We start from the raw sequence: 17,559 nt of genomic DNA on the forward strand, positions 1-17,559 counted from the left end.
ACGGGGTACGGGGAGTCTGCCTCCCTGTACCCCGTTGTCTCGGGCGTCGCCCCTTTCGATGCCGTAGGGGCGCTACGCGCGTAGACGACCCCCTTTCCCAGGAGAGTGCGCCATCAACGCGTCCAGCAGCCCTCCGGCCGACGCGGCGGTCAACGGTCAGGCGACCGCCGTCGAACTCGCCGGGATCACCAAGCGATTCCCCGGCGTCGTGGCCAACCACGACATCCACCTCACCGTCCGCAAGGGCACCGTCCACGCCCTCGTCGGTGAGAACGGGGCCGGCAAGTCGACCCTGATGAAGATCCTCTACGGCATGCAGAAGCCGGACGAGGGCACCATCGCGGTCGACGGCGAGCAGGTGACCTTCTCGTCCCCCGCCGACGCCATCACGCGCGGCATCGGCATGGTGCACCAGCACTTCATGCTGGCCGACAACCTCACCGTCCTGGAGAACGTGGTCCTCGGCAGCGAGAAGCTCTACGGCATCGGCGCCAGGGCCCGCCGCACGATCAAGGAGATCTCCGACCGGTACGGCTTCGGGGTCCGCCCCGACGTCCTGGTCGAGGAGCTCGGTGTCGCCGAGCGCCAGCGCGTGGAGATCCTCAAGGTCCTCTACCGCGGTGCCCGCACCCTGATCCTGGACGAGCCCACCGCCGTCCTGGTGCCGCAGGAGGTCGAGGCGCTCTTCGCCAACCTGCGCGAGCTCAAGGCGCAGGGCCTGTCGGTCATCTTCATCTCGCACAAGCTGGGCGAGGTGCTGTCCGTCGCCGACGAGATCACCGTCATCCGGCGCGGTACGACGGTCGGTACGGCCGTCCCCGCCGAGACCACCCCGCGGCAGCTCGCGGAGCTGATGGTCGGCAGCGAGCTGCCCACCCCGGAGACCGCCGAGTCCACGGTCACCGACCGTCCCGTCCTGAGCGTCGACAAGCTTCATCTCGCGGCGCCCGGCGGCAAGGCCCTCCTGGACGACATCAGCTTCACCATCCACGCGGGCGAGGTCCTCGGCCTCGCCGGTGTCGAGGGCAACGGCCAGACCGAGCTGGTCGACGCGCTGATCGGCCTGAAGGCCGCCGACTCCGGCACCATCACGCTGGCCGACGACGAGATCACCGCGTGGCCCACCCGCAAGCGCCGTGAGCAGGGCGTCGGCTACATCCCCGAGGACCGCCACCGGCACGGTCTGCTCCTGGAGGCCCCCCTCTGGGAGAACCGTATCCTCGGCCATGTGACCGAGCGGCCGAACGCCAAGGGCGTCTGGCTGGACCCGAAGGCCGCCCAGGAGGACACGCGCCGGATCGTCGCCGACTACGACGTCCGCACCCCCGGTATCGACGTCACCGCCGCCTCGCTGTCCGGCGGCAACCAGCAGAAGCTGATCGTCGGCCGCGAGATGAGCCACAAGCCGCGTTTCCTGATCGCCGCCCACCCCACCCGCGGTGTGGACGTCGGCGCACAGGCCCAGATCTGGGACCAGATCCGGGAGGCCCGCCGTGAGGGCCTGGCCGTCCTGCTGATCTCCGCCGACCTCGACGAGCTGATCGGCCTGTCCGACACCCTCCGGGTGATCTACAACGGCAAGCTGGTCGCGGACGCCGACCCGGCCACCATCACCCCCGAGGAGCTCGGCTCCGCCATGACCGGCGCCGCCACCGGCCACCTCGAACACGCAGAGACCCCCGAGACCCCGGGCAAGACTCCCGGGTCTCCGGAAGGCGAGGCCCGCTGATGAAGAAGTTCGACAAGGAGCGCGTGCTCCTCGCGGTGGCCGGGCCGGTCCTCGCGCTCGCCGTCGCCTTCGTGCTGACCGCGATCGTGCTGCTCGCGTCCGGCAAGAGCCCGGTCGAGCCGTTCGCGATCATGTTCGAGCAGGCGTCGTTCTCGGACATCCAGGTCCGGATCATCAACCAGGCGTCGCTGTACTACATCGCGGCCCTCGCGGTGGCCATCGGCTTCCGCATGAACCTGTTCAACATCGGTGTCGACGGCCAGTACCTGCTCGGCGCCATGATCACCGCGATCGTCGGCGCGCACCTGGACCTGCCCGCGATCCTCCAGATCCCGCTGCTGATGCTCACCGCGATCTTCACCGGCGCGTTCTGGGCCTCCATCGTCGGTGTCCTCAAGGTCACCCGCGGCGTCAGCGAGGTCGTCTCCTCGATCATGCTGAACGCGATCGCGACCTCCGTCATCGGCTACCTCTGGCTGCCGAACGTCTTCGGCGTCAAGGTCGGCAACAACAACACCACCGGTGAGATGGCCGAGTCCGGCTGGGTGCCCGGCATCGACATGGGCGCCGCCGGCGAGATCTACGGCCTGGTCCTTCTCGCCGTCGCGCTCGGTGTCGGCTACTGGGTGGTCATCAACCGCACCCGCTTCGGCTTCGACCTGCGCGCCTCCGGCGCCTCGGAGACCGCCGCCGCCGCCAGCGGCGTCGACCCCAAGCGGATGATCCTCACCGCCATGCTGATCTCCGGCGGTGTCGCCGGCCTCGCGGGTCTGCCGATCCTGCTCGGCGACACCCACACCTACAGCCTGAACTTCCCCACCGGCATCGGCTTCCTCGGCATCGGCATCGCCCTGCTGGGCCGCAACGGCCCCGTCGGCATCGCCTTCGCGTCCCTGCTGTGGGCCTGGCTCGACAAGGCTTCGCCGGAGCTGGACTTCCACGGCTACGACAAGGAGATCGCGGTCATCATGCAGGGCCTGATCGTGCTCTCGGTCGTCGTCTCCTACGAGACCGTCCGTGAGTGGGGCCTGCGCCGCCAGCAGCGCCGCGTCGGCGCCGAGCTCGCCGCCGGGAACGTCCTCGGCGCGGACAACAACGTCAAGAAGGAGGTGGCTGGCCGATGACCACGAGCACCACCGCGACCGACCTCAACCAGCCCTCGCTGGAGCCGACCGCCCGGACCGGGCGGAAGATGTCGCTGCCCGTGCTGCTGCTGGTCATCTCCGGCGTCCTGGCACTCACCTCGATCGTCCGCATCATCACCGGCGCGGACGGCATCACCAACGTCAGCCAGATGTCCACCGCGCTGGAGCTGGCCGTCCCGATCGGCCTGGCCGGTCTCGGCGGTCTGTGGGCCGAGCGCGCGGGCGTGGTCAACATCGGCCTCGAGGGCATGATGATCCTCGGCACCTGGTTCGGCGCCTGGGCCGGCTTCCAGTGGGGCCCGTGGACCGGTGTCCTCGTCGGCATCGCGGGCGGCGCGATCGGCGGTCTGCTGCACGCCTTCGTCACCGTCACCTTCAACGTCAACCACATCGTCTCCGGTGTGGCCATCAACATCCTGGCCCTCGGCGCCACCCGCTACCTCGCGCCCCTCGCCTTCGAGGGTCACCAGGGCGGCTCCGCCAAGCAGTCCCCGCCGGTCGAGTCCCTCGGCGACTTCACCATCCCAGGGCTGTCGGACGCGCTGACCGAACTCAACTCCAAGGGCTGGTTCTTCATCTCCGACCTCGCCGGCCTGCTCGGCGGTCTGGTCACCAACATCTCGTGGCTGACCCTCGTCGCCGTCGCCCTGATCCCCGCCACCTGGTGGATCCTGTGGCGCAGCGCCTTCGGTCTGCGGCTGCGCTCCTGCGGTGAGAACCCGATCGCCGCCGAGTCCCTCGGTGTCAACGTCTACAAGTACAAGTACATCGCCGTGATCATCTCGGGCGGTCTGGCCGGCCTCGGCGGAGCCTTCCTCTCCATCGTCGCCAACCCCTTCTACCTGGAGGGCCAGACCAGCGGCCGAGGCTTCATCGGCCTCGCCGCGATGATCTTCGGCAACTGGATGCCGGGCGGCCTCGCCCTCGGCGCCGGCCTGTTCGGCTACACCGACAGCCTCAACCTGCGCGGCGGCTCCGAGAACGTCCACGCCCTGCTGCTGCTCGGCGCGCTGCTGCTGTTCATCGGCGCGATCTGGCTGGCGGTCCGCAAGAAGTTCGTCCCGGCCCTGATCACCGCCGTCATCGGCGCCCTGGTGTTCACCTGGTACTCCGTCACCAACGAGGTCCCGAACCAGGTCGTCGCCGCCACCCCGTACGTCATCACCCTGATCGTCCTCGCGCTCTCCGCGCAGCGGCTGCGGATGCCGAAGGCGGACGGTCTGCCGTACCGGAAGGGACAGGGCAAGTGACCGCCGTCGACTGGGAGAAGCTGCGTACGGTGGCCCGGGACGCGATGTCCCGGGCGTACGCCCCGTACTCCGGCTACCCGGTCGGCGTGGCGGCCCTCGTCGACGACGGCCGGATCGTCTCGGGCTGCAACGTCGAGAACGCCTCCTACGGGCTCGGACTGTGCGCGGAGTGCGGTCTGGTCTCGGAGCTGCAGAACAGCGGCGGCGGCCGCCTCACGCACTTCACCTGCGTGGACGGCAAGGGCGAGATCCTCGTCCCGTGCGGCCGCTGCCGGCAGCTGCTGTACGAGTTCGGCGGGCCCGACCTGCTGTTGGAGACCCCGGAAGGGATCCTCCCCCTCGCGGAGATGCTGCCCCAGGCCTTCGGCCCGGACCATCTCACCAAGTGACTCCCGTGCGGCCCCTCCTGACGACCGTCGGAGGGGCCGCGCCCTTTCCGGTCCTCACCGGGTCGCTTTCGAAAACCCTCGAAAGGAAAGCCATGACTGTGTTGTCGATGGACGCCATCTCCGTGATCCGCACCAAGCGGGACCGCGGTGAGCTGAGCGACGAGCAGATCGACTGGGTCATCGACGCGTACACCCGCGGGGAGGTCGCCGACTACCAGATGGCCGCCCTGAACATGGCCATCCTCCTCAATGGCATGAACCGCCGCGAGATCGCCCGCTGGACGGCCGCGATGATCGCCTCCGGGGAGCGCATGGACTTCTCGTCCCTGTCCCTGCCGACCGCCGACAAGCACTCCACGGGCGGCGTCGGCGACAAGATCACCCTCCCGCTGGCGCCCCTGGTGGCGGCCTGCGGCGCGGCCGTCCCCCAGCTCTCCGGCCGCGGCCTCGGCCACACCGGAGGCACCCTGGACAAGCTGGAGTCCATCCCCGGCTGGCGCGCGCTCCTCTCCAACGAGGAGATGCTGTCCGTCCTGGACAGCGTGGGCGCGGTGATCTGCGCGGCGGGCGACGGCCTGGCCCCCGCGGACAAGAAGCTGTACGCGCTGCGCGATGTCACGGGAACCGTCGAGGCCATCCCGCTGATCGCCTCCTCGATCATGTCGAAGAAGATCGCGGAGGGCACCGGTTCCCTGGTCCTCGACGTGAAGGTGGGCAGCGGAGCCTTCATGAAGACCATCGAGGACGCCCGTGAGCTGGCCTCCACGATGGTCGGCCTGGGCACGGACCACGGCGTGAAGACCGTGGCGCTCCTGACCGACATGTCCACCCCGCTGGGCCTGACCGCCGGCAACGCCCTGGAGGTCCGTGAGTCGGTCGAGGTCCTCGCGGGCGGCGGCCCGGCGGACGTCGTCGAGCTGACCATCGCCCTGGCCCGCGAGATGCTCGACGCGGCCGGTGTGAAGGACGCAGACCCGGCGAAGGCGCTGGCCGACGGCTCCGCCATGGACGCCTGGCGTCGCATGATCGCGGCCCAGGGCGGTGACCCCGACGCGGAGCTGCCCACCTCCCGCGAGCAGCACGTCGTGAAGGCCCCGTCCTCGGGTGTCCTGACCCGCCTCGACGCCTACGACATCGGCATCGCCGCCTGGCGTCTCGGCGCAGGCCGGGCCCGCAAGGAGGACCCGGTCCAGGCCGCCGCGGGCGTCGAGATGCACGCCAAGCCCGGCGACACCGTGACCGAGGGCCAGCCCCTGCTCACCCTCCACACGGACACCCCCGAGCGCTTCTCCTACGCGCTGGAGGCCGTCGAGGGCTCGTACGACATCGCGGCCGCGGGCACGCCGTTCACCGCGAACCCGATCGTGCTGGACCGCATCGCCTGAGCGGACCGCGCCGCCGTCGACTGTGCTGTCGTCGTGTCCGCGATGAGTTCCGGGGGCCGCTCCGGTCTACCGATCGTGGATGCGACGACACCCGCCGTACTCGTGTTGCCAGGCCCCGTCACCCGGGACGAGGTGCCTCGGCTCTGTGCCGAGGTACGCGCGCGACTGGAGGCGAACCGGGCAGGCGGCGTCGTGGTGTGCGACGTCGCTGGGATCGGCCCGCCCGGCCTGGGCGCCGTCGACGTCCTGGCCCGGTTGCAGCTCGCGGCGCGACGGGCCGGGGGCCGCATACGGCTGAGGGACCCCGACCCGGCGCTGTGCGCGCTACTGCGCCTGGTCGGGCTTGCCCTCGATGTGGAGGGGCAGGTCGAAGAGGGGGAACCACCGGGCGGTGTCCAGGAAGCAGTGGAACCCGGCGATCCGGCCCTCTGATATCTCCAGCACCTGCACGGCCCAGGCAGTGAAGCCGCCCTTCTCCGGATCGGGCTTGTACTGCGCGAAGCCCGGCAGTCCGTTCACCGCGACGGGCACCAGATGTGATCCGGCACAGGCGGCGCCCAGCGTGGTCATGAATCCGGTGATGTCGCTCGTCCCGGTCAGCCACAGGTCGAACGGCGGCATCGTCATCACCGCGTCCTCGTGCAGCAGCGCCGTCAGCGCCGTCATGTCGTACCCCTCGAAGGCGGCGACATAGCGCTCCAGCAGCTTCTGCTGCTGCTCGTCGAGCGGGTCGGAGACATCACCCTCGGCCACCCGGCCGCCGCCCTCGCCGAGGGTCGCGCGCGCCCGCTGGAGCGCGCTGTTCACCGAGGCGACCGAGGTGTCCAGCAGTTCGGCGACCTCGCTCGCCTTCCAGGCCAGCACCTCGCGCAGGATGAGCACGGCACGCTGCTTGGCGGGCAGCTGCTGCAGGGCGGCGACGAAGGCGAGCCGCACGGACTCCTTGGCCACGGCCGCCTCCGCCGGGTCGGCGGTCGTCGGCAGCACCCGGGCGTCCGGGACGGGTTCCAGCCAGGTGTTGTCGGGGCGGGGAGCGAGGGCCGCCTGGGCGAGGGGTGTGGACTCGGTGAGATCCATGGGACGAGCCCGCTTGTTCCCCGCGGTGAGCATGTCCAGGCAGACGTTCGTCGCGATGCGGTACAGCCATGACCGAAGGGAGGACCGGCCCTCGAACTTCTCGTAGCTCCGCCAGGCCCGGATCATCGTGTCCTGCACGGCGTCCTCCGCCTCGAAGGACGAGCCGAGCATCCGGTAGCAGTACCCGGTCAGCTCGACCCGGTGCTTCTCCAGCCGGACGTCCAGATCCGCCGTCGCCGTCGCCGTACCGTCACTCATGGCCAACCCACCCCTGGCTCACTCCGTCACACGCACCTGTGCGCGCCAACACTCCGGAAGCTACCGCAGCCCACTGACAATGGCCCCCGGAGCGGGAAGAGGGCCAGGTCAGCGGGCTGTCGTAGAACGGGGCGGGGAGGTGTCAGACGGTGGCGAGCCTCCGCTGCACCCGTGCCGCACGCGACCCCACCACGGTGATCGCCACGACCCCCAGCACCGCCAGCAGCCCCATGGACACGGTCCCGAGCCAGCCGCCCGCGTGGAACGCCACCGCGCCGAGCGTGCTGCCCGCGCTGGACCCCACGTAGTAGGCCGACTGGTACAGCGCGGACGCCTGCGCCCGACCCTGCTTCGCCGTGTGGCTGACCGCCGACGACGCCACCGCGTGCCCCGCGAAGAACCCGGCGGTGATCAGCACCAGGCCCAGCAGTACCAGCGGCAGCGAACCGGAGAGCGAGACCAGCAGACCGGCGGTCGTCGTACCGCCCGCCAGGTACAGCGCACCCCGCCGCCCCAGCCGCGCCACCAGCTTCCCGGCGGTCGAGGCGGACACCGTGCCCACCAGGTACACCAGGAAGACCGACCCGATGACACCCTGCGGCAGCGAGAACGGGGCCTCGGTCAGCCGGTAGCCGATGACGGTGTACACACCGCCGAAGACGGTCATGAAGAGCGCGCCGATGGCGTACAGCCGCCGCAGCAGCGGGTCGCCGAGGTGCGAACGGACCGTACGGACCAGCACCGCCGGCCGCAGCGACCCGGCCACGAAGTGCTTCGGCGCGGGCAGCAGCAGCCGGAAGGCCACCGCGCACCCCACCGCGATCAGCCCGAGCACCCCGAGCGCGACCCGCCAGCCCCACTCCTGCGCGACCCAGCCGGTCACGACCCGCCCGCTCATGCCGCCGACGCTGTTGCCGGCGACGAACAGACCGATCGCGGTGACGAGGGCCCTGGGCCGGACCTCCTCCGCGAGGTAGGCCGTCGCCGAGGCCGGCACCCCGGCCAGCGCGGCGCCCTGCACCGCACGCAGCACCACCAGCGCACCCAGCGAGGGCGCGAAGGGCACCAGCAGCCCGACCGTGACCGCGACTGTCAGCGACGCCGTCATCACCGTGCGCCGCCCGAACCGCTCCGACAGTGCGCTCATCGGCAGCACGAACAGCGCCAGCGCCCCGGTCGCCGCCGACACCGTCCAGCTCGCGGTGCTCGCCGTTCCTCCGAAGTCGTTCGAGATCAGCGGCAGCAGGGCCTGCGTGGAGTAGAGGAGGGCGAAGGTGGCCACCCCCGCGAGGAACAGCGCCAGGCTCATCCGGCGGTAGCCGGGACCTCCCGGCGCCACGCGGGAATCGGCGGCGGTCTCACGGGTGGTGGGGACGGACGGCGTGCGGGGGACGGCTGGGGCGGCGTCCACGGTGGTGGACGCCCCGGTACTGGCGGAAGGCATGCCTCGAAACTACGTACGGCATCGCTCATCCGTCCAATGCATGGAACCCTCATAATCGTTCCTGTGATGCATGAGCAGAGGTCAGAGCGGCGGCTGTCACAGTCCAGTGACACAGAACAAATCCATGGCCATTCCATCGATCGCCCCGGAAGCGCCGATCACCCTGCAGGTGCCGATCGCCCCGGAGGTGCCGATCGCCTCGGAGGCGCCGATCGCCCCGGGAGGGCCGGGAGCCCGGTCGCCGCCGAGAGCGAGGACATCGAGGACATCGTCCTGCGGCTCGCTCCCCGCCTCGCCTACTTCGCCGGTGTCGCCCGCACCGAGCACGTCACCCGGGCCGCGCAGGAGATGCAGGTCCCGCAGTCGACCCTGTCGCGGGCCATGGTCCGGCTCGAACAGGACCTCGGTGTCGATCTGTTCGCCCGCCGTGGCCGCACGGTCTCCCTCACCCACGCCGGCCGCACCTTCCACGCCTCCGTCGAACGCGCACTCGCCGAGATCGAGCGGGCCGCCGACGAGGTCCGCGCCGACGCCGACCCGGCCACCGGCAAGGTCGCCTTCGGCTTCCTGCACACCATGGGCGCCGAGACCGTCCCCGGCCTCCTCCAGGCCTTCCGCGCCGAGCACCCCCGCGTCCGCTTCAGCCTCGTCCAGAACTACGGCGAGGCCATGATCGAACGCCTGCGCGCGGGCGAACTCGACCTCTGCCTCACCTCACCCGTCCCGGACGCCCCCGACCTCGTCGCCCGCCGCCTCGACGAACAGAAGCTCCGCCTCGTCGTCCCCGCCGACCACCGCCTGGCCGCCCGCAAACGCGTCCGCCTCGCCGAGGCCGCCGACGAAACCTTCGTCACCCTCGAACCCGGCTACGGCATGCGCCGCATCACCGACGACCTCTGCAAACAGGCGGGCTTCAAACCCCGCATCGCGTTCGAGGGAGAGGAGGCCGAGACACTGCGCGGCCTTGTCGCCGCCGGTCTGGGCGTCGCCCTGCTGCCCCCGCCGGCCGTCCCGAGGCCGGGCGTCGTCGAACTGACGGTCACCGCACCCCGCGCGGCCCGGGAGATCGGCGTCGCCTGGCTGGCCGGCCACCCGGACACACCCCCGGTGGCGGCCTTCAAGAAGTTCCTGCTGTCGAGAAAGGGCCGCCTCCTCCATGACTGATGATGTCTCCAGGGTGAGAGCGCCCCGGTTCAGGGGCGAGGGGCCCCGGAGTGAGAAAATCTGCCGGAGGCTAACCTCTGGACGTGGCTCGACCTACTGGCCCTCTCAAGGTCATCACGCGGCTCGTTGACGGAAGCATCTGCGCCTACGACCTGGCTGCCGATGTCCGCGGTCTGCTGACGCCCGACATGATCTGCCGGCCTTCTGCCGAGGACGACGTCGTGGACCACGCGGTTCCTGCTGATCTTCAGCGCGTCTACTACACGACGCTGAACGCGGTCGTGTGCGTGACAGCAGACGGGGCCGAGGTCTGGCGCTCAGAGTTCACGCCGCCGTCGGACCAGCAGTTCGGACACCGTCCCAGCTGCGCGCTCTCGTGGGACGGACATGTGGTCTGGGTCTACCGGCCTGACGCCATGGCCGGCCGCAACCGCCCCGACCAGTGGGTCGCCCTGGATGCCACGACCGGAGCGGTCGTCGCGCAGGCGGATCTGGACACCGTCGGGCATGGCGGTCAGCAACTGGTGCACCAGGCGGGCGACGAGATGTTCCTCGATGTGGGAGAAGGGCAGGACGGCTCGGTCATCCACCGCGCGTCGCTGGCCGGGGGCCGGATGGATCTCATCCGCTATCCCTGGGGCGACCGATGCCTCATCGACCTGGCGCCCGACGGACGCCAGTTCATGACGGTCGACCACGAGCAGGCAGACGTCGCCATTCACACCTGCCCGGACGGCGAGGTGACGTTCACCCTCTCCGTCGACGACTTCGGACACGACCCTGACGAGATCTGCGTGGAATGGAGCGGCGGCTACCTGGACCAGGACACCGTCATCGTCACTCTGGCCGGCGAAACCGAGGACGAGGAGGAGTGGTTCCGCCATTACCGCGTCGAGGTGAGCTCCGGCCAGGTGCAAGCTGCGTTCGACGCGCACGGAACGAATCCCTACGACATCCAGCCTCTCGGAGACGGATCCTGGCTCACCACGGATCCATCCGGTCACCCGATCCGCTGGAGCGACTCCTGGAGGACCCCGCGGCAGCGTCATTGACATCCACCGGGTGTGCGGAGGCAGCTCCCGGCTCCCTCTCGGTCGCGTAGCCCCCCTCAACCGCCCCACCGCGAGCGAACCATCCCGAAGCCGGAGGCGAGCGGCATCCGCAGTCCCAGCGGCGGCGGCGCGGCGAGCGCGTCCTCCACCGGGCGGGAGAACGCCCGCCCGAAGAGCACGCCCATCACGAAGTCCGAGGCGAGCGCGTGCACCTCGTCCCGGTACTGCGTCAGCCCGTGCCGGTCCGCGTGCACCTCGAACCGGCAGATGCCGGGGTTCGTCTTCTTCGCCCGCGCGGCGAACCGGAACGACAGCTCGGGATCGACCCGCTCGTCGTTCGTGCCGTGCACGATCAGCACCCGCCGTCCCGCGAGCTGTTTCACCGGTTCGGGCGGCGCGGCGGCGTCTTCTTCCGGCAGCCAGGGAGCGATCGCCAGTACGGAGTTGACGGCTTCGTGCCCCCCGGCGTGCAGCGCGGCGCGTGCTCCCATGTGGAGCCCCACCAGACACACCGGCACGTCCCCGTAACGCCGGACCACCTCGTCCGCGGCCCACTCGGCGTCCCGCGCCAGCCGCGCCTCCGTGCCGTTCCAGCCGCGGTACCGGTAGTGCACGACATGGGTCGCCAGGCCCTCGTCCCGCCCCGCGCGGGCGAGCCTGCGGCCCAGGGCGCGTACGGAGGCGGTGGCGACCATGGGGGAGGGTCTGCGGGCGGAAGCCTCGTCGCCGGCCGGGAGAAGCAGGACCACTCCGCCGACCGTGCTCGGCTCCGGGCCGAACGTCCGCCCAAGTCGGGGCGTACGTACCGGCATTGCTTGCTGCGCCATGACAGAACAGTGTCAGAAGAGATGGTGTACGCCACCCGTCCTGCGGGTCACCGTTGGGTATCGGCGGCACCTGCCGACGGGTGATCTACGCGCGTAGGCTATATGGTGCGAAAATGACGAACCAGACTGACCGGACCGGAACCGCCCCGGACTCGGACCAGATCCGCCGGGCGCCCAAGGTTCTGCTGCACGACCACCTCGACGGCGGGCTCCGCCCCGGCACCGTCGTCGACCTCGCCCACTCCTCGGGCTACACCCCCCGGCTTCCGGAGACCGACCCCGACCGGCTCGCCGTCTGGTTCCGCGAGGCCGCCGACTCCGGTTCCCTGGAGCGGTATCTGGAGACCTTCTCCCACACCGTCGGCGTCATGCAGACCCGCGACGCGCTCTTCCGTGTGGCCGCCGAGTGCGCGGAGGACCTCGCCGAGGACGGTGTCGTCTACGCCGAGGTCCGCTACGCCCCCGAGCAGCACCTCGACGGCGGCCTCAGCCTCGAAGAGGTCGTCGAGGCCGTCAACGAGGGCTTCCGGGCGGGCGAGCGCCGGGCCTGGGAGGCGGGGCGGCGCATCCGCGTCGGCGCCCTGCTCACCGCCATGCGGCATGCCGCCCGCGCCCTGGAGATCGCGGAACTCGCCAACCGCTACCGCGACCTCGGTGTCGTCGGCTTCGACATCGCCGGCGCCGAGGCCGGCTACCCGCCCACCCGGCACCTCGACGCCTTCGAGTACCTCAAGCGCGAGAACAACCACTTCACCATCCATGCCGGGGAAGCCTTCGGACTCCCCTCCATCTGGCAGGCGTTGCAGTGGTGCGGGGCCGACCGGCTCGGCCACGGTGTCCGCATCATCGACGACATCCAGGTCCACGAGGACGGCACCGTGAAGCTCGGCCGTCTCGCCTCCTACGTCCGCGACAAGCGCATCCCGTTGGAACTGTGCCCCAGCTCCAACCTCCAGACGGGCGCCGCCCGTTCCTATGCCGAGCATCCCATCGGGCTGCTGCGGCGGCTGCACTTCCGCGCCACGGTCAACACCGACAACCGGCTGATGTCCCACACCAGCATGAGCCGCGAATTCGAGCACCTGGTCGAGGCCTTCGGGTACACACTCGACGACATGCAATGGTTCTCGGTCAATGCTATGAAGTCAGCATTCATTCCTTTCGACGAACGACTGGCAATGATCAATGACGTGATCAAGCCCGGATATGCCGAGTTGAAATCCGAATGGTTGTTCCGTCAGACGGCCTCCACCAGCGGTTCTGTCAACGATTGACGTCCAGCAATCACTTCGGGGAGCGGTCGCGCGGAGGGTGACGCGGCCGCTTTTCGATGGTTGCCTCCAGCGGGTCTTTGGTGTTTACGTTTCGACACCGCTCACCCGTCAAACGCATTCCAAGGACGCATTCAACATGAAGCAGTCTGCTGCCAAGACCCTCGGTGTCGCCGCCCTCGGTGCTGCCATCGCCGCCGCGGGCGCGGGCGCCGCGAACGCCGCCCCGAGCGTGCCGGCCGCTCCCGACACCTCCCAGGCCGTGGGTACCGCCGCCCAGTCGCTGCCGATGGAGAACGCGTCGAAGCTGCCGGGTGCCGGCGGGGCCGTCACCCAGGGGCAGCGCGCGCTCGGCGCCGGGCTGGAGTCGGCCCAGCCCACCGTCACCGACCCCCTCGCCGACGGGCCGACCGCCCCCGCCGGCCCACTGCTCGGCGGGCTCCCCGCCGGCAAGACGCTGCCCACCAAGGGCCTCGGCCCGAACGGCCTGCCCATCAGCGGCGCCTGAGCGGCGCCGGAGCGGACCGCTCGACACGTACGCCCGTGGGGCGCACCCTGCCAGGGTGCGCCCCACGAGCGTGGTCAGCGAATACGCGTCACCACGCCGCGCGGGCCTTTCCCTCGGACGGGAAGAGGGTCCACAGGGCTATGTAGAGCAGGAACTGCGGGCCCGGAAGCAGGCACGACACGAGGAACAGGACACGCATCGTGGTCGCGGAGGTGCCGAAGCGCCGCGCCAGCGCTGCGCACACTCCGCCGATCATCCGGTCATCCGTGGGGCGGGCAAGGCGGCTCATGAGGGCTCCTTCGTCAGCGTCGGCGCCGGCCGTGGCCGACGGTGGGGCGGGGCCTTCTGGCGGCCGCCGCTCTCTTTTCCACACCATCGACGCTACGGTGACGAAGCGGACGAAGCATCACTCTATGGAGCCATTCCGACCCTGGGAATCGTCGGGGTCCGACCCTGAGAAGGCTCCTCGCGGGGGTGGTCCCTCCGGACCCGGGTCTCCGCCCTGCGACGGAGCGCGGCCCTGACCGCCGGGACGACGGCGAGATGAGCGAGACCCACACCGACCGTGTTCAGCAGGATCGAGTCGATGTCCACGACCTGGCCCGGCACCCCGGTCTGCAACAGCTCGATGGCCAGCGACAGCAGGGCCCCCGTCGCGACCGACCGGGCCAGCGAGGCGACGGGCGACACCGACAGCCTGCCGTGCACCATGGGCAGCAGCACACCGAGCGGTGCCAGCAGCGCGAGCCCCTCGCCGATCCGCAGGGCCGCCTCCGGCCAGCCAAGCGCCAGATCCGCTCTGATCCCCGCGAAGGGCCGCATGTTGGTCGGGCTCACCCAGGCGACGTCCAGCGGGCGCAGCGTGATCCAGGCAACGACCGCGAGATGTACGGCGAGGAGGACACCCCCCGCCGCACGAACACGGACCGCGGCACTACCGCCGCTCGTACCTTGACGCTGCACGCCCCCCAAGACGCGCCCTCCGGCGCGATCGGTTCCGCTCGATTTCCCGGCGGTCCGTAAGGGCTGTCCCGTAGGCGGCGGCCGACCTCAGGAAACCGCGACCTCCGTCGAGGGCGGTATCCCCGCCCCCGGCTCCGACTGGACGTCCGAGGTGCACTCGTACCGGCGCAGCGACTCGGCGCTGGTGCTGCCCAGGACGACCGAGCCGTTGTCACCGGTCGCCGCCGTGTCCGCGAAGGTGCACACGATCTGCGCGAGGGCGTACCTCGGCAGGGCGTCGGGCGCGGTGGACAGCCGCAGCGTGTCGTCCGGGTCACCCGAGCGGGGGCCGGTCACCGTGATGCCGGGCGGCACGGCGGTCCGGTAGCCGGCCTCGTCCTCGACACCCGACGGCGTCTCGCCCAGGGCGTCCAGGAGCCCCTGGGCCACCACCACGCGCCGCTTCGCCTCGTCCGTGCCGTCGGCCACCCGCACCGAGCGGTCCACTCGGACGAGTGACCCGGAACAGAGCAGGAACACCTCGACCGGCATGCCGGACGGGCTGGCCTGCGTCGCGATGTCCGTCACCGACGACTCGCAGGGCACCATCGAGGGTGCCGGACCGAAGTCCGTGGGCACCTGGGTGGCCCGGATCCCACAACCCGCCAGCATCCCGGTGAGCACCCCGCCCGCGGCCAGGATCCGTATGCTCCGCACGCGCGCGGCCCGCCCTCGGCCCTCTCGCGTCCGTTTCGCCGGCTCGCGTATGCCTTTCGCGGGCGCCTCTCGTATCGTCACTGCCCGTCCCCTTCGGTGTCCTCCGTGCCGCCGTCGCCCTGGTCCCCGTCGCGTTTCTGCGCGATCAGCGGGGCGGCGTCCCTGGGCAGGCGGAGGGTGAAGACGGCGCCGCCCTTGGGGGAGTTGGCCGCGGTGATCCCGCCGCCGTGGATGTGGGCGTTCTCCAGGGCGATCGACAGGCCGAGGCCGCTGCCCTCGGAGCGCGGACGGGAGGCGCTCGCCTTGTAGAAGCGGTCGAACACATGCGGGAGGACGTCCTCGGGGATGCCGGGACCGTGGTCCTGCACCTCGATCAGCAGGTCCTCGCCCTCCAGGCGCACCGAGACCCGTACCGGCGAACCGCCGTGCTTGAGGGCGTTGCCGATGAGGTTGGCGAGGATCACGTCCAGGCGGCGCGGGTCGAGGTTGGCCTTGATGCCGCGCTCGGCGTCCAGCTCCACCGCGTCCAGCCAGGCGCGGGCGTCGATGCAGGCGGTGATCTGGTCGGCGATGTCCACGTCGTCGAGGACCAGCCGGGCCGTGCCCGCGTCGAAGCGGGTCACCTCCATGAGGTTCTCGACCAGGTCGTTCAGGCGCCGCGTCTCGCTCACCACGAGCCGTACCGCGGGCTCGATCATCGGATCGACGCTGCCGGTCTCCGCGTCCAGCTCCTCCTCCAGTACCTCAGTGACGGCGGTGATCGCCGTCAGCGGTGTACGGAGCTCGTGCGACATGTCGGCGACGAAGCGGCGGGACGCCTCCTCGCGGGCGCTCATGTCGTCGACCTTCTTCTCCAGGGACTCCGCCGCGAGGTTGAACGTCCGGGAGAGGTCGGCCAGTTCGTCCGTGCCGGAGACACGCAGCCGGGTGTCGAGCTTGCCCTCACCGAGCCGCCGGGCGGCGAAACCGAGGCGCTGCACCGGCTTCAGCACGGTCGTCGCGGCGGCCTGCGCGAGCAGCGCCGAGCCGATCAGCGACAGCCCCGTCGCGATCCCCAGCGACCAGGCCAGCGAGTTGAGGTCCTCCGCCTCCTTCTCCAGCGACTTGCGCATATAGGCGGTCGGACCACCGCCGATCATCTTCGCGCCGCCCACCAGATAGGGGGTGTCGCCGTCGATGACGCGCTGCCAGTACACGTGGTACGGGTGCTGGTTGCCGGAGGTGATCTTCTGCCGCTTGTTGACGGCCTTCTGCAGGGACGCGGGCACGTCCTTGAGGGAGAAGCCGTTCAGCGCGTTGTCGGTCGAGGAACCGGACACCGCCCGGCCGTCCGCGGCCTCGTCGATGAGCAGCACACTGAAACGCGCGCCGCCGTCCGACATCTTCCTTGCGGCGACGCGCAGTTGCTCCTGCGTCGGGTTCGGGCGCAGCGTGCTCACATGGCTCTGCAGCTCCTGCTCGAAGTCCTCGAGCGCCGCGTCCTGCGCCCGGCTCTGCACGGCCTCGCGGTTGAGCCAGTACGCGATACCGGACGCCGACACGGCGGCCGTGAGCGCCACCAGCCCGAAGACCACCACCAGGCGCAGCCGCAGGCTGGTGAAACGAATGCGGGACTGGACTTTCGTACGCGTCGCGGACCAGCCGCGGATCCCACCTCGAGCCTTTGTCACTGAGGAACGTCCAGCCGGTAGCCCACACCACGGACCGTACGGATCAGGGTCGGCGACGACGGCACGTCCTCGACCTTCGCGCGCAGTCGCTGGACACACGCGTCGACCAGCCGGGAGTCGCCCAGGTAGTCGTGCTCCCACACCAGGCGCAGCAACTGCTGCCGGGACAGGGCCTGTCCGGGGCGCCGGCTCAGCTCCAGGAGCAGCCGCAGTTCGGTCGGCGTCAGCTGGAGGTCCTCGCCGTTCTTCGTCACGGTCATCGCCGCGCGATCGATCACGAGGTTGCCGAAGGTCGCCGCGTCGTTGGCCTCGCGCTCACCGCGCCGCAGCACCGCGCGGATCCGGGCGTCCAGCACCCGCCCCTGCACGGGCTTGACCACGTAGTCGTCCGCACCGGACTCCAGACCCACCACGACGTCGATGTCGTCGCTCCGGGCGGTCAGCAGGATGATCGGCAGCTGGTCGGTACGCCGGATACGACGGCACACCTCGAAGCCGTCGATGCCGGGCAGCATCACATCCAAAACGATCAGATCCGGCCGCTGTTCGCGCAGCAGCTTGAGACCATCCTCGCCGGTGGCGGCGGTGGCGACACGGTGCCCCTGGCGCGTCAGTGAGAGCTCCAGGGCCGTGCGGATGGCGTCGTCGTCCTCGATCAGCAACAGGGAAGGCACGGGCTCATTCTGGCCCATGGCATGGCCACGAATCGACCGTTGAAGCGCTCCCACGCG

Annotated in this window: 18 protein-coding genes; 10 read left to right on the forward strand and 8 right to left on the reverse strand. The window is 70.4% G+C overall.

The genetic code is table 11. From position 1 onward, the window contains the following. Positions 1–112: 112 nt before the first annotated feature. The 6 genes from ACZ43N_RS24030 to ACZ43N_RS24055 all read left to right on the forward strand — a co-directional run bounded on the left by ACZ43N_RS24030 (position 113) and on the right by ACZ43N_RS24055 (position 6,330). A complete protein-coding gene (locus tag ACZ43N_RS24030) occupies positions 113–1,729 on the forward strand; it encodes an ABC transporter ATP-binding protein (RefSeq protein WP_468100335.1) in 1,617 nt (538 codons plus the stop codon). Continuing rightward, positions 1,729–2,853, forward strand: a complete 1,125-nt coding sequence (locus ACZ43N_RS24035; protein ID WP_468100239.1) for an ABC transporter permease — start codon at positions 1,729–1,731, stop codon at positions 2,851–2,853. The genes ACZ43N_RS24030 and ACZ43N_RS24035 overlap by 1 nt, the downstream gene beginning before the upstream one ends. Further along, entirely contained in the window at positions 2,850–4,124 is a 1,275-nt protein-coding gene (locus tag ACZ43N_RS24040; RefSeq protein WP_468100241.1) for an ABC transporter permease, read from the forward strand. The genes ACZ43N_RS24035 and ACZ43N_RS24040 overlap by 4 nt, the downstream gene beginning before the upstream one ends. Next, a complete protein-coding gene (locus ACZ43N_RS24045) occupies positions 4,121–4,513 on the forward strand; it encodes a cytidine deaminase (RefSeq protein ID WP_468100242.1) in 393 nt (130 codons plus the stop codon). The genes ACZ43N_RS24040 and ACZ43N_RS24045 overlap by 4 nt, the downstream gene beginning before the upstream one ends. 107 nt (positions 4,514–4,620) lie before the next feature. Next, positions 4,621–5,898, forward strand: coding sequence for a thymidine phosphorylase (locus ACZ43N_RS24050; protein ID WP_468100336.1), 1,278 nt, complete (start codon positions 4,621–4,623; stop codon positions 5,896–5,898). 42 nt (positions 5,899–5,940) lie between these two features. Continuing rightward, entirely contained in the window at positions 5,941–6,330 is a 390-nt protein-coding gene (locus ACZ43N_RS24055) for an STAS domain-containing protein (protein WP_468100337.1), read from the forward strand. Here ACZ43N_RS24055 and ACZ43N_RS24060 read toward each other — a convergent pair. Together ACZ43N_RS24060 and ACZ43N_RS24065 are read right to left on the reverse strand one after the other, a co-directional pair. Continuing rightward, the gene (locus ACZ43N_RS24060) at positions 6,223–7,233 is read right to left on the reverse strand and encodes a sigma-70 family RNA polymerase sigma factor (RefSeq protein ID WP_468100243.1); all 1,011 of its coding nucleotides are present in this window, start codon (positions 7,231–7,233) and stop codon (positions 6,223–6,225) included. The genes ACZ43N_RS24055 and ACZ43N_RS24060 overlap by 108 nt on opposite strands. Positions 7,234–7,375: 142 nt before the next feature. Next, positions 7,376–8,677, reverse strand: coding sequence for an MFS transporter (locus ACZ43N_RS24065; RefSeq protein ID WP_468100245.1), 1,302 nt, complete (start codon positions 8,675–8,677; stop codon positions 7,376–7,378). Positions 8,678–8,743: 66 nt separating this feature from the next. Here ACZ43N_RS24065 and ACZ43N_RS24070 point away from each other — a divergent pair, with 66 nt between their 5' ends. Beyond that, positions 8,744–9,841 carry a LysR family transcriptional regulator gene (locus tag ACZ43N_RS24070; protein WP_468100247.1) on the forward strand — a complete coding sequence of 366 codons (1,098 nt, stop codon included), beginning with the start codon at positions 8,744–8,746 and terminating at the stop codon, positions 9,839–9,841. Positions 9,842–9,924: 83 nt separating this feature from the next. After that, positions 9,925–10,893 (forward strand): hypothetical protein, encoded by a 969-nt coding sequence (locus ACZ43N_RS24075; protein ID WP_468100248.1) that lies wholly within the window; start codon positions 9,925–9,927, stop codon positions 10,891–10,893. Between the two features lie 56 nt (positions 10,894–10,949). Here the strand turns inward: ACZ43N_RS24075 and ACZ43N_RS24080 are convergent, their stop codons facing one another. Next, entirely contained in the window at positions 10,950–11,720 is a 771-nt protein-coding gene (locus tag ACZ43N_RS24080; RefSeq protein ID WP_468100250.1) for a prolyl oligopeptidase family serine peptidase, read from the reverse strand. A 113-nt stretch (positions 11,721–11,833) separates the two neighbouring features. Between ACZ43N_RS24080 and ACZ43N_RS24085 the strand changes: the two genes are divergently transcribed. Both ACZ43N_RS24085 and ACZ43N_RS24090 read left to right on the forward strand, forming a co-directional pair. After that, a complete protein-coding gene (locus tag ACZ43N_RS24085) occupies positions 11,834–12,994 on the forward strand; it encodes an adenosine deaminase (protein ID WP_468100251.1) in 1,161 nt (386 codons plus the stop codon). Between the two features lie 136 nt (positions 12,995–13,130). Further along, complete coding sequence (locus ACZ43N_RS24090) at positions 13,131–13,499, forward strand: ATP-binding protein (RefSeq protein ID WP_468100253.1); 369 nt, start codon at positions 13,131–13,133, stop codon at positions 13,497–13,499. An 88-nt stretch (positions 13,500–13,587) separates the two neighbouring features. Here the strand turns inward: ACZ43N_RS24090 and ACZ43N_RS24095 are convergent, their stop codons facing one another. The 5 genes from ACZ43N_RS24095 to afsQ1 all read right to left on the reverse strand — a co-directional run bounded on the left by ACZ43N_RS24095 (position 13,588) and on the right by afsQ1 (position 17,502). After that, complete coding sequence (locus ACZ43N_RS24095; RefSeq protein ID WP_468100255.1) at positions 13,588–13,788, reverse strand: PspC domain-containing protein; 201 nt, start codon at positions 13,786–13,788, stop codon at positions 13,588–13,590. Between the two features lie 122 nt (positions 13,789–13,910). Further along, positions 13,911–14,462 carry a VanZ family protein gene (locus ACZ43N_RS24100; RefSeq protein ID WP_468100257.1) on the reverse strand — a complete coding sequence of 184 codons (552 nt, stop codon included), beginning with the start codon at positions 14,460–14,462 and terminating at the stop codon, positions 13,911–13,913. Between the two features lie 87 nt (positions 14,463–14,549). Next, entirely contained in the window at positions 14,550–15,149 is a 600-nt protein-coding gene (locus ACZ43N_RS24105; protein WP_468100338.1) for a hypothetical protein, read from the reverse strand. 86 nt (positions 15,150–15,235) lie between these two features. Next, on the reverse strand, positions 15,236–16,828 hold the full coding sequence (locus ACZ43N_RS24110) for an ATP-binding protein (protein ID WP_468100259.1): 1,593 nt from the start codon (positions 16,826–16,828) through the stop codon (positions 15,236–15,238). Beyond that, on the reverse strand, positions 16,825–17,502 hold the full coding sequence (afsQ1, locus tag ACZ43N_RS24115; protein WP_201452638.1) for a two-component system response regulator AfsQ1: 678 nt from the start codon (positions 17,500–17,502) through the stop codon (positions 16,825–16,827). The genes ACZ43N_RS24110 and afsQ1 overlap by 4 nt, the downstream gene beginning before the upstream one ends. Positions 17,503–17,559: the final 57 nt, after the last annotated feature.

It is taken from the genome of Streptomyces sp. NPDC030814 (genome assembly GCF_055572155.1).